Consider the following 19,406-nt stretch of genomic DNA (forward strand, 5'->3'; position numbering starts at 1 on the left):
TGTTTAAGGGCTTTGCTCTTGCACATGACACGGAATCCGCCTATACGCGCGCTGTCTGAACAAGGGCGGTTAACGTCCGGATGACGTATCTGAGCAGGGCCGGGTTACCTCGGCCCTTTGTGTTTGTTAGCTCGGGCGCGTTCTGGATCACGCATTCAGGCATCATGAAACAAGACCGGCGGAGACAACCGCTCGGCCAGCAAAAACGTTATGTAAAGGAAAACAACGCCACATGGCTAACGCATCCATGGAGGAATTCGAAGCCCTCCTGAATGAAAGCTTCGAAATGGACACGCCCGAAGAGGGTTCTGTTGTCAAAGGCAAGGTTCTGGCGATCGAAGCCGGCCAAGCCATCATCGACGTAGGCTACAAAATGGAAGGCCGCGTTGATCTGAAAGAATTCGCAAATCCCGGCGAAGCCCCTGAAATCGCTGTAGGCGACGAGGTCGAAGTGTACCTGCGCGCCGCAGAAAACGCCCGTGGCGAAGCCGTCATCTCGCGCGAGATGGCCCGCCGTGAAGAGGCATGGGACCGTCTGGAAAAAGCATATGCCGACGACCAGCGCGTCGAAGGTGCAATCTTTGGTCGCGTCAAAGGTGGCTTCACCGTCGATCTGGGTGGCGCAGTTGCGTTCCTGCCCGGCTCGCAGGTTGACGTTCGCCCCGTGCGCGACGCTGGCCCGCTGATGGGTCTGAAGCAGCCGTTCCAGATTCTGAAAATGGACCGCCGCCGTGGCAACATCGTTGTTTCGCGTCGCGCTATCCTGGAAGAATCGCGTGCCGAACAGCGTGCCGAAGTCATCGGCAACCTGTCCGAAGGTCAGACCGTCGAGGGTGTCGTCAAGAACATCACCGAATACGGTGCATTCGTTGATCTGGGCGGCGTTGACGGCCTGCTGCACGTCACCGACATGGCATGGCGCCGTGTGAACCACCCGTCCGAGATCCTGACGATCGGCGAAACCATCAAGGTTCAGGTCATCAAGATCAACAAAGAGACCCACCGCATCAGCCTGGGCATGAAGCAGCTGCAGGAAGATCCGTGGGATCTGGTTGCTGCGAAATACCCGCTGGGCTCGGTCCATCAGGGTCGCGTCACCAACATCACCGACTACGGCGCGTTCGTCGAGCTGGAAGCCGGTGTCGAAGGTCTGGTTCACGTGTCCGAGATGTCCTGGACCAAGAAAAACGTCCACCCCGGCAAGATCGTTTCGACCAGCCAGGAAGTCGACGTCATGGTTCTGGAAATCGACGGCGCCAAGCGTCGCGTGTCTCTGGGCCTGAAGCAGACCCAGCGCAACCCATGGGAAGTGTTTGCAGAAACGCACCCCGAGGGCACCGAGGTCGAAGGCGAAGTCAAGAACATCACCGAATTCGGTCTGTTCATTGGCCTCGAAGGCGACATCGACGGCATGGTTCACCTGTCCGACCTGTCCTGGGACGAGCGTGGCGAAGATGCGATCCAGAACTACCGCAAAGGCGACATGGTTTCGGCCGTCGTCTCGGAAGTTGACGTTGAGAAAGAGCGTATCTCGCTGTCGATCAAAGCCCTGGGCGGTGACAAGTTCGCTGAAGCCGTGGGCGGCGTGAAGCGTGGTTCGGTCATCACCGTCGAAGTGACCGCGATCGAAGATGGCGGCATCGAGGTCGAGTACGAAGGCATGAAGTCGTTCATCCGTCGTTCGGACCTGTCGCGTGACCGTGCTGAGCAGCGCCCCGAGCGTTTCTCGGTCGGCGACAAGGTCGACGTCCGCGTCACCAACGTCGACAGCAAGACCCGCCGTCTGGGCCTGTCGATCAAGGCACGTGAGATCGCCGAAGAGAAAGAGGCCGTGGAACAGTACGGTTCTTCCGACTCGGGCGCGTCGCTGGGTGATATCCTGGGTGCAGCACTGAAGTCGGGCGACTAAGTCCGGGGCGTATCCCAAACATGAAATTCGGCCTCGCACCATGGTGCGGGGCCGTTTTTGTTGCGAATCAATATCTTCCAAATAGTCGGCTTAATTTGCCTATCGTTCGCGCATGAAGTGTGGAAATCAGGCCAACGGGCAAAAATTCGCGTGAGATTGTCGCAAAATGCCGCCTTTGCTGGCAGAGTATCCGTTCCCCCGATCCGGGTTTTTTCCTATACTGTCAGAACTATAGGCTTGTCACATCGTCCGCCTGGGAGGGTATTGCGTATGATCCGTTCAGAATTGATTCAGAAAATTGCCGACGAAAACCCGCATCTCTATCAACGCGACGTCGAGCGGATCGTGAATACCGTTTTTGAAGAAGTGACCGACGCCATGGCACGCGGCGACCGTGTAGAGCTGCGCGGTTTCGGCGCGTTTTCGGTGAAAAAGCGTGACGCACGTGTAGGCCGCAATCCTCGCACTGGTGAGACTGTGCAGGTTGAAGAAAAATGTGTTCCATTTTTCAAAACTGGCAAGTTGCTAAGGGACCGTTTGAACGGTAAAGCCTAGCCTCATGATGCGCTACATTCGTTATGCTTTTCTGGCTGCATTGGGGATCGTTCTGGTCTCGGTTTCGCTGGCCAATCGCCAAATTGTTGAACTTAAGCTTATGCCGGATGCTTTGTCCGAGTTGCTGGGGTTCAACCTGTCAACCTCCTTGCCGCTGTTTCTGGTCGTGCTGGGTGGGGTTGTTGCCGGCCTGGTCATCGGCTTCCTGTGGGAATGGCTGCGCGAGCATAAACACCGCAAGGATGTGACCGTGAAGCAAGGCGAAGTGCGCAAGCTTGAGCGTGAAGTTAAGAAGCTCAAGAAAAAGCAGAATGAAGGTCAGGATGATGTGCTGGCCATTCTGGATGAGGCAAGCTGAGGCCCTACGATGCCCGCTGATATCCGAGTTAAAATCTGCGGCCTGACCGCCCCTGACCACGTGCGCGCTGCTGTGGATGCGGGCGCGGGTTATGTTGGTTTTGTGTTTTTCCCCAAATCCCCGCGGCATGTTGAGCCCCAGACAGCTGCGACATTGGCACAGGAGGTGCCTGCGGGCGTCGCCAAGGTGGCGCTGACAGTGAATGCGACGGACGAGGATTTGGATCACATTCTTTCGATCGTGCCTCTGGATATGTTGCAACTGCATGGCAAAGAAAGTCCTGAGCGTGTGCAGCAAGTGCGAGACCACTTCGGCCTGCCAGTAATGAAGGCCATTGGTGTGGCCGAGGCCGAAGACCTCGCGGCCATCGATCTCTATTCAGATGTGGCGGATCAGCTGTTGATCGACGCAAAGCCACCGCGAAACGCGGAGCTGCCTGGTGGTAACGGTTTGTCTTTTGATTGGCGCCTGCTGGCAGGTCGTAAATACTGGCGTAGGCCATGGATGCTGGCCGGAGGTCTGACCCCTGACAATGTCGCAGAAGCGGTGCGAATGACCGGCGCACAGCAGGTGGATGTCTCATCCGGCGTCGAAAGCTCTCCGGGTGTAAAGGATGCCGGGCTGATCCGCGCCTTTATCGACGCGGCAAGTTGATCTGATCTGCACGAACCTGCGTATCTCCTCAAAATGGGGGAGAGCATGCTGGCAGTGATCGGCGGAGTTTCACTTAAACGATGGTATCACGGGCCCGAGTTCTTCTGGCGCGCTCATCAATCCTTGCGGCAGGCACGCGGTGACGCGCTGTGCCTGCATGCCGAGGTATTTGTGCGTCAAGGCTGTTATTTTTCATACACAGTCTGGCATGATGTCGAAGCTATGCTGACATTCGCATATTCCGGCCCTCATCGCCGTGTAGTACGCGCGTCGACCCGTCTGGCCGATATCAATGTGTTCTGTCAATTTCCCTGCATTGCTGTTCCAAGTCGAGTTCAGGCACTTCAGGTGTGGGAACAGCGCGCTCAGGCGGCGGAATGATACGTTTTGCGATGGCAAATCACTCCATCACCTCCTATGAACATCGGGTACGACGAGGGAGACTTCCATGGCCAACGATCTTTTTAATTCCTTCATGTCCGGCCCCGATGAACAAGGCCGCTTTGGCATCTTCGGCGGGCGCTTTGTCAGCGAAACGCTGATGCCGCTGATCCTGTCACTGGAAGAGGAATATGACAAAGCCAAGGATGACCCCACATTTTGGGCCGAGATGGACGATCTGTGGGCAAACTACGTGGGTCGCCCTTCGCCGCTCTACTACGCGGAACGCCTGACCGAACATCTGGGCGGCGCAAAGATTTACTTGAAGCGTGACGAACTGAACCACACCGGCGCGCATAAGATCAACAATGTGCTGGGCCAGATCATTCTGGCGCGGCGCATGGGAAAGACCCGGATCATCGCCGAGACCGGGGCAGGGCAGCACGGCGTGGCCACCGCCACCGTCTGCGCCAAGTTCGGCCTGAAGTGCATTGTCTACATGGGTGCCCATGACGTTCAGCGTCAGGCCCCGAACGTGTTCCGTATGCGCCTGCTGGGAGCCGAAGTGATCCCGGTGACATCCGGCAGGGGTACGCTGAAAGATGCGATGAACGACGCTCTGCGCGACTGGGTGACCAATGTGCGCGATACCTTTTACTGCATCGGCACCGTTGCTGGCCCGCATCCTTACCCGGCGATGGTGCGCGACTTTCAGTCGATCATCGGCAAGGAAGCCAAGGAACAGATGCAAAAGGCCGAGGGCCGTTTGCCCGACACCATCATCGCCGCCATCGGAGGTGGTTCGAATGCGATGGGCCTGTTCTACCCGTTCCTCGACGACAAGGATGTGAATATCATCGGTGTTGAAGCGGGCGGCAAGGGCGTGAACGAGAAGATGGAGCATTGCGCCTCATTGACTGGAGGTCGTCCGGGCGTGCTGCACGGCAACCGCACCTATCTGCTGCAGGATGATGACGGGCAGATTCTCGAAGGCTATTCGATCTCGGCCGGTCTGGACTATCCGGGCATTGGCCCCGAGCATTCCTGGCTGCACGACATCGGTCGCGCGAACTACGTCTCGATCACGGATAAAGAAGCGCTTGAAGCGTTCCAGTTGTGCTGCGCCACCGAAGGTATCATCCCTGCGCTGGAGCCCTGCCATGCGCTGGCGCATGTTATGAAAATCGCGCCGGAATTGCCCAAGGACCACCTGATCTGCATGAATATGTGTGGCCGGGGGGATAAAGATGTGCAGACCGTCGCACGGTACCTGAACTTTGATATGTCGGATACCGAAGGTCGCGCAGCGGACTGATTAGGCCTAACAGGCTTTGCGCCTTTGAGGAACTGTGCCAGTTTGCATTGCATGTGCAGTGTTTCCTCAAAGGCCGGACCCGACCGACTTGACCAGAAATACGATCAGGCCGCCCCGAGCTGGGCAGACAAGATGCGTCTGCTGGGGTATTTCGATGCCTATCTGGGTTTTCTGTCCTCGGACCCGCAGGTCGAATTGGGCCGTAACGCACTGGATATCGGGTGCGGTACGGGAGCCTTTGCCGAAGCACGCGCCGTGATCCGGCGCGAAGGGCATGTGACGCTTTTGGAACCTTCGGCCCGAATGCTGCAACTGGCAGGGTCAGCGTTGCAACGGCGCGGTGGAAACGCCGAGACTGTCCAATCGCGCTTGGAAGAGTTCCATCCGGCATCCCGTTTTGACTGCCTGTTGGCTGCGCATGTTCTGGAGCATTGCGTTGATCCGACAGATGCTTTGCGCCGCATGCGCGATCTGGCTGAACCGGGTGCAACGCTTTGGTTGGTTGTCAGCAAGCCACATTGGTGTAATGCGATCATCTGGTTCCAATGGCGGCACCGAACCTATCGACCGGATATTGTGGCGGAGATGCTCGCGCGTTCGGGCTGGGACCTGCAGGCCGAGCATGGCTTTCCAACCGGGCCGCCGTCGCGCACGTCTCGCGGATATCGGGCGATCGCCATCTAGTGCTCGTCTTCAGCGCGCTGCATTTTTAGAATATGGAGAGGTACGATATCCAGCGCCCTCTGGTGCGTGGCTTCGAGGTGCACCTTGGGCGCGCATCCCTCGTCATGGGCTTGCAAAAAGCGCCCCGCACACAAGCACCAGCGATCACCAGGCTTGAGCCCAGGAAAATCGAATTCAGGCCGGGGTGTGCTCAGGTCATTTCCGACATATTTCGAATAAGCCAGAAACTCTGCCGTCATCACGGCGCAGACCGTATGGCTTCCCTGATCCTCGGGGCAGGTGTTGCAGGCACCGTCGCGAAAGAAACCGGTTAATGGTTTGCGCGAGCAAGGCGCGAGCACGCCGCCCAGAACATTGATGCTGTCTTGCTTCTGCATGATGGTATCTTACAGGCTTCGCGCAATTCTGCGGAACATTTCTATGTTCTGCTCACCGACACCGGGATCGCGGAACTTTCGGTCTGCGCCCGTCGTGACAATCAGAACACCACGTGGCTGGTCGAAGTAAATGTACTGCCCATACACACCCCGCGCCATGAATTCACCTTCATGGGCACCGATCGGAATCCACCATTGATAGCCATACCCTATCTTGCCCGGTTCGGTCGGTGCGCTTGGCCAAGTAGCGGCGTCGATCCAATCCGCGGGTACAATCTGCCGTCCATCGCGTTCGCCATCCTGCAAAATCAACTGCCCGAACCGGGCAAAATCGCGCGTTGTGAAGTTGAGACCGCCCAACACAAATGCAACGCCTGCTCCATCGGTGATGTAATAACCTTCTCGCTCCAACCCCAGCGGTGCGATCACTTTCTCGGTCAGTAACTCTGCAACGCTGCGTCCTGTTGCCCCCCGGATGACCATTCCGATCACATGAGTATCGATCGACACATATTGCCATGTTTCACCCGGCGCGACGAAACTGTCCCTCAACGAAGCCGCGAAGTCGTCCAGTTCACCTCCCAGCGCCACGACGCGGCCCATGCGATTGATGTCGGAATTATAGTCCAGATAATCCTCGTCAAAGGTCACGCCGCTGGCCATGTTCAACACGTTGCGGATCGTGGCGGTCTCATAGGCGCTGCCCTTGAGGTCGGGTGCGTATTGCACAACCGGATCGTCGAGCGAATTGATCGCGCCTTCATCCAGCAAAATGCCGAACAAGGCAGACAAATAGCTTTTAGCAATTGACCAGGAGATCCTGCGATCATCCGGCCCGGTGTCCAGATAGTATTCTTCGAAACGAATTTCTCCGTCCTGCATCACCAACAGGGATGTTACCGAGCGATCTTCGATCCACTGGTCTGTTCCATCGGGAAGATCGAAGCCGGGCCCATACGGCAGCTCCCAGGTCGGGCCATTGCCACGCGGCAGAGTGACCGTCAGAAAGGCTTCGTCCATATTCGAAAAGTTGTGGACGATCTTTTCTTCTGAAAACAGCGAATTCACCGCCATCAGGCGTTGGATTTCCTCGCGTTTCCAAAATCCGACAACCGCCGCTGCCAATGCCAAGGTCAACAGGATACGCAGCAGCCATCTGAGCGCTGTTTTCATTCGACACCTCCCTTTGCCTCTGACATTGGACTTTGGCCTGAGGCTTTGCGCAAGCGCAACGTTGCGGAATGATTATCTGAATTTATCCAGCAGCTTTTGCATGGCCGAACGCTCATCGGGCGCTGAAACGGCTTCGGCGGCAGCTTTGGGGGGCGTATCAGGTTTAGTGGGCTGCTTCGATGATCTGAGTGGAGCAGTGCGCAAGGCCACCGCGTTCATGAATTTTCCGCCTTCATTATTGACCAGATAAGTGGCCCCGTCCGACACGCCGCGCAATACATCGTCCAGCCAGTCCGCATCGGCCTTGGCAAAGTCACTCAGAACATAGGGTGAGACCATCTCTTTCCGGCCCGGATGACCGATGCCCAGCCGTACGCGATCATAGGCTGGGCTGATATGGTCGTGGATCGAGCGCAACCCGTTGTGTCCCGCGTGGCCGCCACCTGCCTTTACGCGCACTTTGCCTGGGGCCAGATCCAGCTCATCATGAAAAACAGTCACATCGGTCGAATCGAGCTTATAGAACCGCATCGCCTCGCCGACGGATTGGCCGGACCTGTTCATGAAAGTCTGAGGTTTCACCAACAGCACTTTTTCGCCGCCCAGACGGCCTTCGGCAATTTCTGCCTGAAACTTGGATTTCCACGGGCCAAATCCATGATCCTCGGCAATCCGATCCAATGCCATGAAACCGATATTGTGTCGATTGCGGGCGTATTTGGTTCCTGGATTTCCCAAACCGACAAACAGTTTCATCGCATTGCCCTTTGCAGTCTCGCATCGCTCTCTCATTGCATGGTTTCAGGGATGGTTTCCAGCCCCGCACCCGCAAAAGAAAACGGGGCCCCGGATGGGGCCCCGTTTCAAATCCGGTACTGATCCGGGTTTATTCTTCTTCTTCCTGGCCGATGACTTCAACTTCATCTGCGGCCACTTCTTCCTCTTCACCCTCTTCGTCGTCGCTGGTCGACAGACCGGTGGGTGCCGAGACGTTGGCGATCACGAAGTCACGATCGATGGTCGGCTTGGTGCCGTCGGGCAGGCTGACCGACGAAATGGTGGCAACATCGTTGATTTCCATTCCGGTCAGATCAACGGTGATCTTCTCAGGGATGTCGCCAGCAGTGCAGAGCAGCTCTACCTCAGGGCGAACAACGGTCAGAACGCCACCTTTCTTGATGCCGGGCGCAGCTTCTTCGTTGACGAATTCAACGGGGATGAACAGCGCGATCTTGGTGGTCCGACGCAGGCGCATCAGGTCCAGGTGGGTCGGCAGGTCTTTGACAACGTCACGCTGGACATCGCGGCAGATGACGCGCACGTCTTCGTGGCCTTCGACTTTCAGGTTCCACAGGGTCGACTTGAACCGGCCTGCTTTCAGGCGCTTGAACAGTACGTTGAACGGGATCTGGATCGGCAGCGGCTCTTTATCGCCACCAAAAACAATGCCCGGAACCATGCCATCGCGGCGTGCTTGACGAGCGGCGCCCTTGCCTGTCCCCGTCCGTTCCAGAGCTACGAGATCAGGAATCTCTCCAGCCATGATAATTCTCCAATGTTAGGGCGGGCATCCTCCAAGGCTGTATGCCCGCGTGAAGCCGCGTCCTTAGCTTGATTCAGTTGGTTTGGAAAGGGCTTTTTGTAGCCCGAGAAATTTTGCGAGGCTCTGCCTCGCGCTCCGAGGTATTTACGGCCAGATGAAGGACGGATCCTCTGCTTCATCTGGCTGCAAGTACCTTGAACGAGACGCTCAATGGGCGGCCATGCGGCGTCTCCATCTACGTGGGAGGCGTAGGATCAAGCCTGCCAGCGACCGCCAAAGTCTTCGGGGACTAGAAGATTGTGGCGCCCAAGATCGGCTACGTTACGTTCACCGCAAAGTGCCATCGTTGTATCGAGCTCTTTCTGGATCACTTCCAATGCCGTTGTCACGCCTTTCTGACCCATTGCACCTAGCCCATAGACAAAGGCGCGACCAATAAAGGTGCCTTTGGCCCCAAGCGCCAGAGCTTTCAGCACGTCTTGCCCTGAACGGATGCCGCTATCCAGATGCACTTCGACATCACTGCCGACGGCATCCATGATCTCGGGCAGAACCCGGATCGAACTGAGCGCGCCATCCAGCTGCCGTCCACCATGGTTTGAGACAACAATTGCATCTGCGCCCAGCTTGGCAGCCATTTTGGCATCCTCGGCATCGAGTATGCCCTTAAGGATCACCTTGCCGCCCCATTGTTCCATCAGCTTCTCGACTTTGCCCCAGTCGAGGCTGGGATCGAATTGCTCGGCGGTCCATGTGCCGAGCGAGCGTGTATCTGTGATGCTATCGACATGACCGACGATATTCCCGAATTCTCGGCGCTTGGCACCTAGCATCTCGATGCCCCAGGCCCATTTCGTCATCAGGTTGGCGATGGTTTTGGGGGTCAGCTTTGGCGGCGCAGATAGGCCATTTTTCAGGTCCTTGTGTCGTTGGCCAAGGATTTGCAGATCAAGCGTAATGACAAGGGCCGAGCATTTCGCATCCTTCGCGCGCTGAATAAGTCGCCCGACATAGTCCTGATCTTTCATGGTGTAGAGCTGAAACCAGAAAGGGGCCGAAGTGTTTTCAGCGACATCTTCGATCGAATTGATCGACATGGTCGACAGTGTGAAGGGTACACCAAAGGCTTCGGCGGCTTTGGCCGCTTTGATCTCGCCATCCGCGTGCTGCATTCCTGTCAGGCCTACCGGAGCCAATGCAACGGGCATGGATACATCCTGCCCGATCATCTGCGATGCGGTCGAGCGCCCTGTCATGTCTACGGCGACCCGTTGGCGCAGGCGGATATCTTCGAAATCCGACGTGTTCTCGCGGAAGGTTTGTTCGGTCCAGCTGCCGCTTTCTGCATAGTCAAAAAACATGCGGGGAACGCGACGCTCATAGATCCGTTTGAGGTCTTCGATATTGGTAATGACTGGCATTGATCAGGCCCTCGCAGGATTGGTTAAGTTTCTTTACCAATTATTTTGAAACACTGCAATGCCCGCTTGCTGCGGTTGGTTGCCGCGTGGTCAAAACAAAAAACACCGCAGTAGGCGGCGCGCCTGCTGCGGTGAAGAACCATCTGAAAATGGAAAGAAATTGTTAGGCGGAGTGTGCGCCATCTGACAGTGTTTTGACAAAATCCAGAACCTCGGTCACCGGTTTTCCGGAACCGATCTGGCTGACAATGGCAGATCCAACTACCGCGCCATCGGATACACTCGCGATGTTGCGAGACTTCTCTGGCGTATTGATCCCGAAACCGACGATCACGGGCAAATCAGTTGCAGCTTTGATCCGAGCGACCTCGGGCCCAACATCGGTTGCCTGCGCTTCGGCAGCACCGGTTATGCCGGTAATCGATACATAATACACAAAGCCGGATGTGTTTTGCAGTACGCGAGGCAGGCGTTGGTCATCGGTCGTCGGCGTCGCCAAGCGGATGAAGTTCAGCCCGGCAGCTTGCGCGGGCAGACAAAGCTCTTCGTCCTCTTCGGGGGGCAGGTCGACGACAATCAGCCCGTCGATCCCCGCTGATTTTGCATCTGCCAGGAATTTCTCGACACCTCGGCTGTAGATCGGATTGTAATATCCCATCAGCACGATCGGTGTGGTGTCATCGGATTCACGAAAGGCGCGGGCCAAATCCAGAGTGCGTTGCAATGTCATTCCACCATCCAACGCCCGTTGGCCAGCAGCCTGAATGGTCGGGCCATCGGCCATGGGATCGGTAAAGGGCAGGCCCAACTCGATAACGTCGACACCTGCGCCGGGCAAACCCTTCACGACCTCCAGCGAAGTGTCATAGTCGGGATCTCCGGCCATGACATAAGCTACAAATGCCTTTTTGCCTTGCTTTTGCAGGGCGTCGAATTTGGCGTCAATACGGGTCATCGGAAATCCTTGCACTCGGGTTTGGACCTGATGTGCAGAAACTTTCGCTGAAAATCAATCCCGCTTGGTGGGCTTCCGATCAGAAGGCGTAATGGTATCTCAGCAAAAGTGCGTTTACGCCTGGGTTGTCTTCCTGCGTGCTGGCGTTGGATATATGAGTGATAGCGGCAGACAGTTTGTTGCCGCTTTCCAGCGTATAGCCAAGGCCCAGTAAGCTGCGTATCTGAAAACTGCCGCCCAGATCATTCAGTTCGTTGGATTCACTATAGTATCCCGGCATGACACTGCCCTCGATGAACCAACGGTCCGCAAAAGTGTAAAGCCCAATCAGGCCCGCGCCAACATGCGTGTCACCGTCGGTATCAACAGACAGGGACGCACCCCAGGTGGCGCTGAAACGGGTCGCTTCGTAGAAAGAGCGATGCTGGTATTCCAGCGAAACCATTGCCTGATCTTCGCTCTCAGCGCTGGAATAATCTGCGTAGCCTGCTCCGAAAATGGTGGATTGGGCTTGTGCTGCAGTAGCGGCTGTCAGCGCAAAAGCCAGAATAACAAGGGATTTCATTTTTACCTACTATGTCCGTCGTTCGTTGGTATTGGTTTTATTGAGGAATGTAGGTGCATGTTTTCAATGGACGCAAGAACACAAATCGATGTCGATTTTGTGATGTGGCAGAATAGACTCGCGGCAGTGTTCAGGCACTTTGCCTTGCGCATTGCACCGGACCTGCCTAGAAGCGGCGCTCAAATGGTATCAGGAGGCCGTCATGGGCTTTAAAATGGGAATCGTGGGTTTGCCGAATGTTGGCAAGTCGACTCTCTTCAACGCACTGACCAAAACTGCGGCAGCTCAGGCGGCGAATTTCCCGTTCTGCACCATCGAACCCAATGTGGGGGATGTCGCCGTTCCTGATGACCGGCTGGATAAACTGGCGGCGATTGCGTCCTCGAAACAGATCATCCCGACGCGCATGACCTTTGTGGATATCGCTGGTCTGGTGAAAGGGGCCTCGAAAGGCGAGGGGCTGGGCAACCAGTTTCTGGCAAACATCCGCGAGACTGACGCGATTGCCCATGTGCTGCGTTGTTTCGAAGATGGTGACGTGACCCATGTGGATGGCCGCGTTGATCCGGTGGCCGATGCCGATACGATCGAGACCGAGCTGATGCTGGCCGATCTGGAAAGCATCGAAAAGCGTCGCGCCAATCTGGTGCGCAAGCTGAAGGGCAATGACAAAGAAGCGCAACAGCAGGACCGCCTGCTGGCCGAGGCGCAGGAGATGCTGGAAAACGGCAAGCCAGCGCGTCTGGTTGAAGTGTCTGATGAAGACGCCAAGGCATGGAAAATGCTGCAACTTCTGACAACCAAGCCGGTGCTTTATGTCTGCAACGTGTCCGAAGAAGAGGCCGCCGAAGGCAACGAGTACTCTGCCAAAGTCGCTGAGATGGCTGCCGCGCAAGGTAATGCTCATGTCATTATCAGTGCCAAGATCGAGGAAGAGATCAGCCTTCTGGAAGACGACGAGGCACAGATGTTCTTAGAGGAAATGGGTCTGGAAGAGCCCGGCCTCGACCGTCTGATCCGTGCCGGTTACGACCTGCTCAAGCTGGAAACCTATTTCACCGTCGGCCCGAAAGAGGCCCGGGCCTGGACCATCCGCACCGGCACCGCCGCACCACAGGCCGCAGGTGTCATCCACGGAGACTTTGAGAAGGGTTTCATCCGTGCCGAGACTATCGCCTATGACGACTACATCGCTGCCAATGGCGAACAAGGTGCCAAAGAGGCGGGTAAGATGCGGGCCGAAGGGAAAGGCTACATCGTCAAGGATGGCGATGTGATGCACTTTTTGTTCAACACCTGAGAAGCCACCAAAGCAGTCACTGCTCAGCTTATAACCTCGGATTTTCTGCGAAGAACGGGCCGATATCGGGTTGCTCGTGTGTGAATGCCATTGTCCACTTCATGTTGTGGTGGGCTACGTAGATATCCGCGCCAAAAGATGTGAAATCTGGATATGTTTCTGAGACGCAGCGATACGACCATTTGATATCTTCATCAAAGATAACATACGCGGCAGGCCACTGGTTCTTATAGGCATTTAAAGCGTCATCGCCCGCCCGCGCGATTTGAAACCCGTAACTGAAACCATGCCAGCGAAAGCGATTGTGAATCCAGGAACCGGTTGATTTCTTTACGTTCCCGGCGAATGTCTGATGCCAGCATTGAACAACCTCACCACCTTCTTTGGAATTGAGAGGATCAAAATCGACGCATTCACGCACCAAGAAGTCCTCAATTTGGTTTCTCGTAAGGTTCATGGAATAATTCGGTTCTATGTTGTTGTTAAACCGGCATATCGCGCGTTATGGCGAAGTGTCAAAACCGCTCAGGTGGCAAGATGCGATCCTGTTAGTTTCATTTGGGCTGGAACAGCAGTTCGGCAGGCTCAACCACCCGAGTATTGCATGTATCTGAAGCGCCGATCCTGTGGCAGCCAACAAATTGACGATGCTCGCATCTCACACATTTCTCTCGTGCAGAAATGTGGTTAGTTTGGATTTTGACCTGATACTTGAGACAGCTCTAGATGATCGAAATCCGCGACCTGCAATTGCTCAGCGCATTGGCGCGGCATCGTCATTTCGCCAAGGCAGCTGAGGAATGCGGGATTTCACAGCCTGCGTTCTCGATGCGAATCCGAAACCTGGAGGATCGGCTGGGTGTCTCCATCGTTCGCCGCGCAAACCGATTTCAGGGGCTAACCGAAGAGGGCGAGATGATTGTCCAGCGCGCGCGGCGCATTCTCGACGACACCAAGGCTTTGGAACAACAGGTGCTCGCTGCAAAGGGTGAGATCACCGGCACGCTTATTTTGGGTGTGATCCCAACAGCGATTGCCTTCACCGGGCGTCTCACGAAGCGGTTGCGCGATGCGCATCCACGTATCGTGACCCGGATTGAAACAATGTCTGCAACGGCCATTCAGCACCGGTTGGACGAAGGAAGTCTGGATGCAGGCATCACTTATGGCGACAGTATCGGTACCGATCTACGGCAAGTGCAGCGCTTGTACGAAGAAACTTATGTCCTATTGGTCCCCTCGCATATGACCGATGAGACAGGCCCGATCCCATGGGCCCGCGTGGCCGAGTTTCCCCTGAGCCTGCTGGAACCACAGATGCAGAACCGGCGCATTCTGGATCGGATATTCGCCGAACAGGGCTTGCACCCGGATATTGTGGCTGAGACCAGCGGATTCACTGCCTCGATGGTCATGGCACGCGAGGGGCTAGCGGCTACCGTGATTCCACGCGTGCTGGTGCGGGCGCTGGGCGACCTGAAGGACACAAGGGTTCTGTCCCTGATCGAACCCGTGGTGAGCAAGCCAATTTGTCTGGCCACGCTCACTCGTGACCCGGAATTGCCCACGGTCGCGGCCTTACGCACAGTGATGGCGTCTTTGCGGTGATAAACTGTCGTTATCGTGCGATTGAAATATGCGATTTGACGATATGCTAGTCTGATGAGACACGGGGCCTCAATCGGAGGGCATCATGGCACCATTAGACACCAAGCCATCAGGCGCGCCAAAGGGCGTCTGGAAGTCAGGTAAAGGCAAGGGGCGGCACACGCCCAAAGGCCGTCAATTCTCGGACGAGGCACAAGCAGAAATTGCACGTCTGCTGGGCGACCGCCCGCGACGTCGCGATCTGCTTGTTGAATTTCTGCATTTGATTCAGGACGCACACGGCCATATCAGCGCCGACCACATCGCCGCTCTGGCGGTTGAGATGCGGATCGGGCAGGCTGAGATTTACGAAACCGCAACCTTCTATGCCCATTTCGATGTAGTGAAAGAGGGTGAAACGCCTCCTCCGGCGTTGACGATCCGTGTGTGCGATTCGCTGTCCTGCGAAATGGCAGGTGCCCAGCAGCTGCAAAAAGCGCTGGAAGACGGTTTGGATGCCTCGCAGGTCCGCGTTGTCCGTGCGCCCTGCATGGGACGCTGCGACACCGCTCCAGTGCTGGAGATCGGTCACAACCACATCGACCACGCGACCCCCGAAAAAGTGCGGGCCGCTATTGTTGCCGATGACACCCATGCGCACCTGCCCGACTACGAAACCTTCGCGGCCTATGAGGCCGAAGGTGGCTACGCCAAATTGAAAGAGCTGCGCGAGGGCGGCGATTGGGAGAAGGTGCAGGAAGACGTACTGTCCTCGGGCCTGCGTGGTCTGGGCGGCGCTGGCTTCCCGTCGGGCAAGAAATGGGGCTTTGTTCGCATGAATGAAGGCCCGCGTTATCTGGCTGTCAACGGCGATGAGGGCGAGCCCGGCACATTCAAGGACCGCTACTATCTTGAGCGCACGCCGCATGTCTTCCTCGAAGGGATGCTGATCGCCGCTTGGGCCGTCGAGGCAGAGACCTGCTTTATCTATATGCGCGACGAATACCCGGCAGTTCTGGAAATCCTGCGTCGTGAGATTACCGCGCTCGAACAAGCCGGGATCGTCGAAGAAGGCTATATCGACCTGCGCCGTGGTGCTGGCGCTTACATCTGCGGTGAAGAATCCGCAATGATCGAGTCGATCGAAGGCAAAAAAGGCCTGCCGCGTCACCGTCCTCCATTCGTGGCGCAGGTTGGGGTCTTTAACCGTCCGACCTTGGTGCACAATGTCGAGACGCTCTATTGGGTGACCAAAGTTTGCCGTGAAGGGCCTGAATGCCTTAACAGCACCGAAAAGAACGGTCGCAAGGGTTTGCGTAGCTATTCGGTCTCGGGTCGTGTCGCAAAGCCGGGCGTTTACCTTCTGCCCGCTGGCTCGACCATTCTGGACGTGATCGAGGCTGCCGGCGGCATGGCCGGGGGCCAGACCTTCAAGGCTTATCAGCCGGGCGGTCCATCCTCGGGTCTGTTGCCTGCATCTATGGATGACATCCCGCTGGATTTCGACACGTTGCAACCACATGGCACCTTCATCGGGTCCGCTGCGGTTGTGGTTCTGTCCGATCAGGACACCGCCCGCGATGCGGCACTGAACATGCTGCGCTTTTTCGAAGACGAAAGCTGCGGCCAGTGCACGCCCTGCCGCGCAGGCTGCGAAAAGGCGGTCAAGCTGATGCAAGCCGACAAATGGGATCAGGACCTGCTGGAAGACCTGTGTCAGGTCATGGGCGATGCCTCGATCTGCGGTCTGGGGCAGGCGGCCCCGAACCCGATCCGCCTGGTCATGAAACATTTCGCTGACGAAATCTGAGGGAGACAGCCATGCTTGATGCAAGCCCAAACAAGACCGTCACCTTCAACCTGAATGGCGAAGATGTCACCGTGCCCGAGGGCTGGACCATCTGGGAAGCCGCAAAGGGGCAGGGGTTCACTATCCCTCACCTGTGTCACAAGCCGCAACCCGGTTACAAACCCGACGGCAATTGCCGTGCCTGCATGGTCGAGGTAGAAGGCGAGCGCACGCTGGTCGCCTCGTGCATCCGTCCGGCAGCCGACGGCATGGTGGTTAAGACCGACAGCGACCGGGCCGAGAAATCGCGCGCGATGGTCATGGAGCTGTTGGTCGCGGATCAGCCTGAGGAAGCGCACGACGCCTCCAGCCACTTCTGGGATATGGCCAAGCTGAACCATGTCAGCGACAGCCGTTTCCCGGCGAAAGAGGCCGAGAAAATCCCGCTGTTGGATGACAGCCACGTTGCGATGCGCGTCAATCTGGACGCCTGCATCAACTGCAACCTCTGCGTCCGGGCCTGCCGCGACGTGCAGGTCAACGATGTGATTGGTATGGCCGGTCGTGGCCACACAGCGCAGGTGGTGTTCGACCAGAACGACCCGATGGGTGCTTCGACCTGTGTGGCTTGTGGTGAATGCGTGCAGGCCTGCCCGACCGGTGCTTTGATGCCAGCAACCGTACTGGATGACCAGCAGCGAGGCGACAGCAAGGACTACGACTCGGAAACGGAAAGCGTCTGCCCGTTCTGCGGCGTGGGCTGTAAGGTTTCGCTCAAGGTCAAAGACGGCAAGGTGAAGTATGTCGAGGGCATCAACGGCCCTGCAAACGAAGGTCGTCTGTGCGTCAAAGGCCGCTTTGGCTTTGACTACATTCACCATCCGCATCGCCTGACCAAGCCGCTGATCCGTCGCGAGGATGCTCCAGCCAAGGGATTGAACGTCGATCCCGGCAACCTGGATACCCATTTCCGTGAAGCAACGTGGGAAGAGGCGATGGATTTGGCCGCGACCAAGCTGATAGACTTGCGCGACAAAGACCCGCGCAGCGTTGCAGGCTTCGGCTCGGCCAAGTGCACCAACGAAGAAGCCTATCTGTTCCAGAAGTTCATCCGTCAGGGCTTCCGCCACAACAACGTCGACCACTGCACCCGTCTGTGCCACGCGTCATCTGTTGCGGCCCTGATTGAGAATGTGGGCTCGGGTGCTGTGACCGCGACCTTCAACGAGATCGAAAACGCGGATGTGGCGATCATCATCGGGGCCAATCCGATTGAAAACCACCCTGTCGCTGCGACCTACTTCAAGCAGTTCACCAAACGTGGTGGCAAGCTGATAGTTATGGACCCGCGCGGCGTTGGGATGCGTAAGTTTGCTGATGAGATGCTTCAATTCCGTCCCGGTGCGGATGTTTCGATGCTGAACGCGATCATGAACGTGATCGTGGAAGAAGAGCTCTATGACAGCCAGTACATCCACCGCTGGACCGAAAACTGGGAAGCCGAAAAAGAACACCTGCGCCAGTTCACGCCTGAGGCTATGTCGCCGATCTGTGGCATCGAACCGGATCAACTGCGCCGAGTGGCGCGCACCTTTGCGCAAGCCAAGGCCGGTCTGATTTTCTGGGGTATGGGTGTCAGCCAGCACATCCATGGCACCGACAACTCGCGCTGCTTGATCTCGTTGGCTCTGATGACCGGCAATGTTGGTAAACCCGGTGCAGGTCTTCACCCTCTGCGCGGGCAGAACAACGTACAAGGTGCCTCAGACGCGGGCCTGATCCCGATGTTCCTGCCGGACTATCAGTCCGTTACCGACGACGGCATTCGGGCCAAGTTCACTAACGTCTGGAATGACGACCGCGACTTCTCGAACGAGAAGGGGCTGACCGTCACCGAGATCATCGATCAGGCTTATGCGGGCAACATCAAGGGTATGTACATCCAGGGGGAAAACCCTGCCATGTCCGACCCCGATGTGAATCACGCGCGCGACGCACTGGCCAAGCTGGAACTGATGATCGTGCAGGATATCTTCCTGACCGAAACGGCGAACTATGCCGACATCATTCTGCCCGCCTCAGCGCTCTATGAGAAGAACGGCAGCGTGTCGAACACCAACCGTCAGGTACAGCGTGTGCGGCCCGCCGTGACCCCTCCGGGTGAGGCGCGCGAGGATTGGAAGATCACCGTTGAGCTGGCGCAGCGGATCGGTTTGAACTGGGATTATTCCGATGTTTCTCAGGTCTTTGCTGAGATGAAGCTGACGATGAATTCGCTCGACAACATCACGTGGGAACGGCTTGAGACGGAGACGATCACTTACCCGTCACTGTCCGAGACAGACCCAGGTCAGGCGATTGTGTTCGGCGATGGTTTCCCACGTGCGGATGGTCGCGCCCGGTTCACGCCAGCCAGTGTCATCCCACCGGATGAGGCCCCGGATGATGAATACCCGATGATCGCCACCACTGGGCGCCAGCTGGAGCATTGGCATACCGGGTCGATGACGCGCCGGTCCAACGTTCTGGATGCCGTGGAACCTGAAGCGAACTGCTCGATGAACCCGCGTACATTGAAACTGATGGGGATTGAGCCGGGCGATATGATTCGTCTGACTACTCGCCGCGGTTCGATTGAAATCATGGTGCGGGCCGACCGGGCGATTGCCGAAGATATGGTGTTCATCCCGTTCGCCTATGTCGAGGCGGCGGCGAATATCCTGACCAACTCGGCCATCGATCCTTATGGCAAGATCCCCGAGTTCAAGTTCTCGGCAATTCGCGTCGAAAAGATCGCAGACGCCGTCGCGGCGGAATAGTCTTCAATCAACTGAAAAAAA

The 19,406-nt window shown here is 56.8% G+C and carries 19 protein-coding genes; 11 read left to right on the forward strand and 8 right to left on the reverse strand.

Annotated features, from left to right (window positions below):
- The first annotated feature begins 232 nt into the window (after positions 1-232).
- The 7 genes from rpsA (at position 233) to ACR0DK_RS16620 (ending at position 5,856) form a co-directional block, all read left to right on the forward strand.
- Positions 233-1,909: a 30S ribosomal protein S1 gene (rpsA, locus tag ACR0DK_RS16590; protein ID WP_039532111.1), complete on the forward strand. Its 1,677-nt coding sequence runs from the start codon at positions 233-235 to the stop codon at positions 1,907-1,909.
- Between the two features lie 270 nt (positions 1,910-2,179).
- Positions 2,180-2,464, forward strand: coding sequence for an integration host factor subunit beta (gene ihfB, locus ACR0DK_RS16595; RefSeq protein ID WP_050603110.1), 285 nt, complete (start codon positions 2,180-2,182; stop codon positions 2,462-2,464).
- 7 nt (positions 2,465-2,471) lie between these two features.
- Positions 2,472-2,822 carry a LapA family protein gene (locus ACR0DK_RS16600; RefSeq protein ID WP_170397774.1) on the forward strand — a complete coding sequence of 117 codons (351 nt, stop codon included), beginning with the start codon at positions 2,472-2,474 and terminating at the stop codon, positions 2,820-2,822.
- 9 nt (positions 2,823-2,831) lie between these two features.
- Positions 2,832-3,476 (forward strand): phosphoribosylanthranilate isomerase, encoded by a 645-nt coding sequence (locus tag ACR0DK_RS16605; protein WP_170424387.1) that lies wholly within the window; start codon positions 2,832-2,834, stop codon positions 3,474-3,476.
- Positions 3,477-3,521: 45 nt separating this feature from the next.
- Positions 3,522-3,857: a hypothetical protein gene (locus tag ACR0DK_RS16610; protein ID WP_170424385.1), complete on the forward strand. Its 336-nt coding sequence runs from the start codon at positions 3,522-3,524 to the stop codon at positions 3,855-3,857.
- 67 nt (positions 3,858-3,924) lie between these two features.
- A complete protein-coding gene (trpB, locus tag ACR0DK_RS16615) occupies positions 3,925-5,172 on the forward strand; it encodes a tryptophan synthase subunit beta (RefSeq protein WP_170397508.1) in 1,248 nt (415 codons plus the stop codon).
- 51 nt (positions 5,173-5,223) lie between these two features.
- The gene (locus ACR0DK_RS16620) at positions 5,224-5,856 is read left to right on the forward strand and encodes a class I SAM-dependent methyltransferase (RefSeq protein ID WP_170663901.1); all 633 of its coding nucleotides are present in this window, start codon (positions 5,224-5,226) and stop codon (positions 5,854-5,856) included.
- Here the strand turns inward: ACR0DK_RS16620 and ACR0DK_RS16625 are convergent.
- From ACR0DK_RS16625 to ACR0DK_RS16655, 7 genes are all read right to left on the reverse strand, one after another.
- Positions 5,853-6,233, reverse strand: a complete 381-nt coding sequence (locus ACR0DK_RS16625; protein WP_170397502.1) for a DUF2237 family protein — start codon at positions 6,231-6,233, stop codon at positions 5,853-5,855. The two genes, ACR0DK_RS16620 and ACR0DK_RS16625, sit on opposite strands and share 4 nt — an antisense overlap.
- Positions 6,234-6,242: 9 nt before the next feature.
- Entirely contained in the window at positions 6,243-7,406 is a 1,164-nt protein-coding gene (locus tag ACR0DK_RS16630; RefSeq protein ID WP_480737198.1) for a serine hydrolase domain-containing protein, read from the reverse strand.
- A gap of 72 nt (positions 7,407-7,478) precedes the next feature.
- The gene (pth, locus tag ACR0DK_RS16635; RefSeq protein WP_223117650.1) at positions 7,479-8,162 is read right to left on the reverse strand and encodes an aminoacyl-tRNA hydrolase; all 684 of its coding nucleotides are present in this window, start codon (positions 8,160-8,162) and stop codon (positions 7,479-7,481) included.
- Between the two features lie 130 nt (positions 8,163-8,292).
- On the reverse strand, positions 8,293-8,949 hold the full coding sequence (locus ACR0DK_RS16640) for a 50S ribosomal protein L25/general stress protein Ctc (protein ID WP_223117651.1): 657 nt from the start codon (positions 8,947-8,949) through the stop codon (positions 8,293-8,295).
- Between the two features lie 254 nt (positions 8,950-9,203).
- Positions 9,204-10,370, reverse strand: a complete 1,167-nt coding sequence (locus tag ACR0DK_RS16645) for an alpha-hydroxy acid oxidase (protein WP_170397492.1) — start codon at positions 10,368-10,370, stop codon at positions 9,204-9,206.
- A 163-nt stretch (positions 10,371-10,533) separates the two neighbouring features.
- The gene (trpA, locus tag ACR0DK_RS16650; RefSeq protein ID WP_170404505.1) at positions 10,534-11,325 is read right to left on the reverse strand and encodes a tryptophan synthase subunit alpha; all 792 of its coding nucleotides are present in this window, start codon (positions 11,323-11,325) and stop codon (positions 10,534-10,536) included.
- Positions 11,326-11,404: 79 nt separating this feature from the next.
- A complete protein-coding gene (locus tag ACR0DK_RS16655; RefSeq protein WP_480737201.1) occupies positions 11,405-11,890 on the reverse strand; it encodes an acyloxyacyl hydrolase in 486 nt (161 codons plus the stop codon).
- A 202-nt stretch (positions 11,891-12,092) separates the two neighbouring features.
- On the opposite strand from ACR0DK_RS16655, the gene ychF reads away from it, so the two are divergent.
- The gene (ychF, locus tag ACR0DK_RS16660; protein WP_170397486.1) at positions 12,093-13,190 is read left to right on the forward strand and encodes a redox-regulated ATPase YchF; all 1,098 of its coding nucleotides are present in this window, start codon (positions 12,093-12,095) and stop codon (positions 13,188-13,190) included.
- A gap of 28 nt (positions 13,191-13,218) precedes the next feature.
- Here the strand turns inward: ychF and ACR0DK_RS16665 are convergent, their stop codons facing one another.
- Entirely contained in the window at positions 13,219-13,647 is a 429-nt protein-coding gene (locus tag ACR0DK_RS16665) for a DUF4275 family protein (protein ID WP_170511458.1), read from the reverse strand.
- Positions 13,648-13,916: 269 nt separating this feature from the next.
- On the opposite strand from ACR0DK_RS16665, the gene ACR0DK_RS16670 reads away from it, so the two are divergent.
- The 3 genes from ACR0DK_RS16670 to fdhF all read left to right on the forward strand — a co-directional run bounded on the left by ACR0DK_RS16670 (position 13,917) and on the right by fdhF (position 19,385).
- The gene (locus ACR0DK_RS16670) at positions 13,917-14,798 is read left to right on the forward strand and encodes a LysR family transcriptional regulator (RefSeq protein WP_170404498.1); all 882 of its coding nucleotides are present in this window, start codon (positions 13,917-13,919) and stop codon (positions 14,796-14,798) included.
- An 85-nt stretch (positions 14,799-14,883) separates the two neighbouring features.
- Positions 14,884-16,587 carry an NAD(P)H-dependent oxidoreductase subunit E gene (locus ACR0DK_RS16675; protein ID WP_480737205.1) on the forward strand — a complete coding sequence of 568 codons (1,704 nt, stop codon included), beginning with the start codon at positions 14,884-14,886 and terminating at the stop codon, positions 16,585-16,587.
- An 11-nt stretch (positions 16,588-16,598) separates the two neighbouring features.
- The gene (gene fdhF / locus ACR0DK_RS16680) at positions 16,599-19,385 is read left to right on the forward strand and encodes a formate dehydrogenase subunit alpha (protein ID WP_480737207.1); all 2,787 of its coding nucleotides are present in this window, start codon (positions 16,599-16,601) and stop codon (positions 19,383-19,385) included.
- Positions 19,386-19,406 lie beyond the last annotated feature (21 nt).

This window comes from Ruegeria sp. CE6, assembly GCF_056537485.1.

Excerpts from the sequence above, each read along its gene's own strand:
- rpsA (WP_039532111.1), top strand. The coding sequence starts at position 233 with ATGGCTAACGCATCCATGGAGGAATTCGAAGCCCTCCTGAATGAAAGC.
- ihfB (WP_050603110.1), top strand. The coding sequence starts at position 2,180 with ATGATCCGTTCAGAATTGATTCAGAAAATTGCCGACGAAAACCCGCAT.
- ACR0DK_RS16600 (WP_170397774.1), top strand. The coding sequence starts at position 2,472 with ATGCGCTACATTCGTTATGCTTTTCTGGCTGCATTGGGGATCGTTCTG.
- ACR0DK_RS16605 (WP_170424387.1), top strand. The coding sequence starts at position 2,832 with ATGCCCGCTGATATCCGAGTTAAAATCTGCGGCCTGACCGCCCCTGAC.
- ACR0DK_RS16610 (WP_170424385.1), top strand. The coding sequence starts at position 3,522 with ATGCTGGCAGTGATCGGCGGAGTTTCACTTAAACGATGGTATCACGGG.
- trpB (WP_170397508.1), top strand. The coding sequence starts at position 3,925 with ATGGCCAACGATCTTTTTAATTCCTTCATGTCCGGCCCCGATGAACAA.
- ACR0DK_RS16620 (WP_170663901.1), top strand. The coding sequence starts at position 5,224 with ATGTGCAGTGTTTCCTCAAAGGCCGGACCCGACCGACTTGACCAGAAA.
- ACR0DK_RS16625 (WP_170397502.1), bottom strand. The coding sequence starts at position 6,233 with ATGCAGAAGCAAGACAGCATCAATGTTCTGGGCGGCGTGCTCGCGCCT.
- ACR0DK_RS16630 (WP_480737198.1), bottom strand. The coding sequence starts at position 7,406 with ATGAAAACAGCGCTCAGATGGCTGCTGCGTATCCTGTTGACCTTGGCA.
- pth (WP_223117650.1), bottom strand. The coding sequence starts at position 8,162 with ATGAAACTGTTTGTCGGTTTGGGAAATCCAGGAACCAAATACGCCCGC.
- ACR0DK_RS16640 (WP_223117651.1), bottom strand. The coding sequence starts at position 8,949 with ATGGCTGGAGAGATTCCTGATCTCGTAGCTCTGGAACGGACGGGGACA.
- ACR0DK_RS16645 (WP_170397492.1), bottom strand. The coding sequence starts at position 10,370 with ATGCCAGTCATTACCAATATCGAAGACCTCAAACGGATCTATGAGCGT.
- trpA (WP_170404505.1), bottom strand. The coding sequence starts at position 11,325 with ATGACCCGTATTGACGCCAAATTCGACGCCCTGCAAAAGCAAGGCAAA.
- ACR0DK_RS16655 (WP_480737201.1), bottom strand. The coding sequence starts at position 11,890 with ATGAAATCCCTTGTTATTCTGGCTTTTGCGCTGACAGCCGCTACTGCA.
- ychF (WP_170397486.1), top strand. The coding sequence starts at position 12,093 with ATGGGCTTTAAAATGGGAATCGTGGGTTTGCCGAATGTTGGCAAGTCG.
- ACR0DK_RS16665 (WP_170511458.1), bottom strand. The coding sequence starts at position 13,647 with ATGAACCTTACGAGAAACCAAATTGAGGACTTCTTGGTGCGTGAATGC.
- ACR0DK_RS16670 (WP_170404498.1), top strand. The coding sequence starts at position 13,917 with ATGATCGAAATCCGCGACCTGCAATTGCTCAGCGCATTGGCGCGGCAT.
- ACR0DK_RS16675 (WP_480737205.1), top strand. The coding sequence starts at position 14,884 with ATGGCACCATTAGACACCAAGCCATCAGGCGCGCCAAAGGGCGTCTGG.
- fdhF (WP_480737207.1), top strand. The coding sequence starts at position 16,599 with ATGCTTGATGCAAGCCCAAACAAGACCGTCACCTTCAACCTGAATGGC.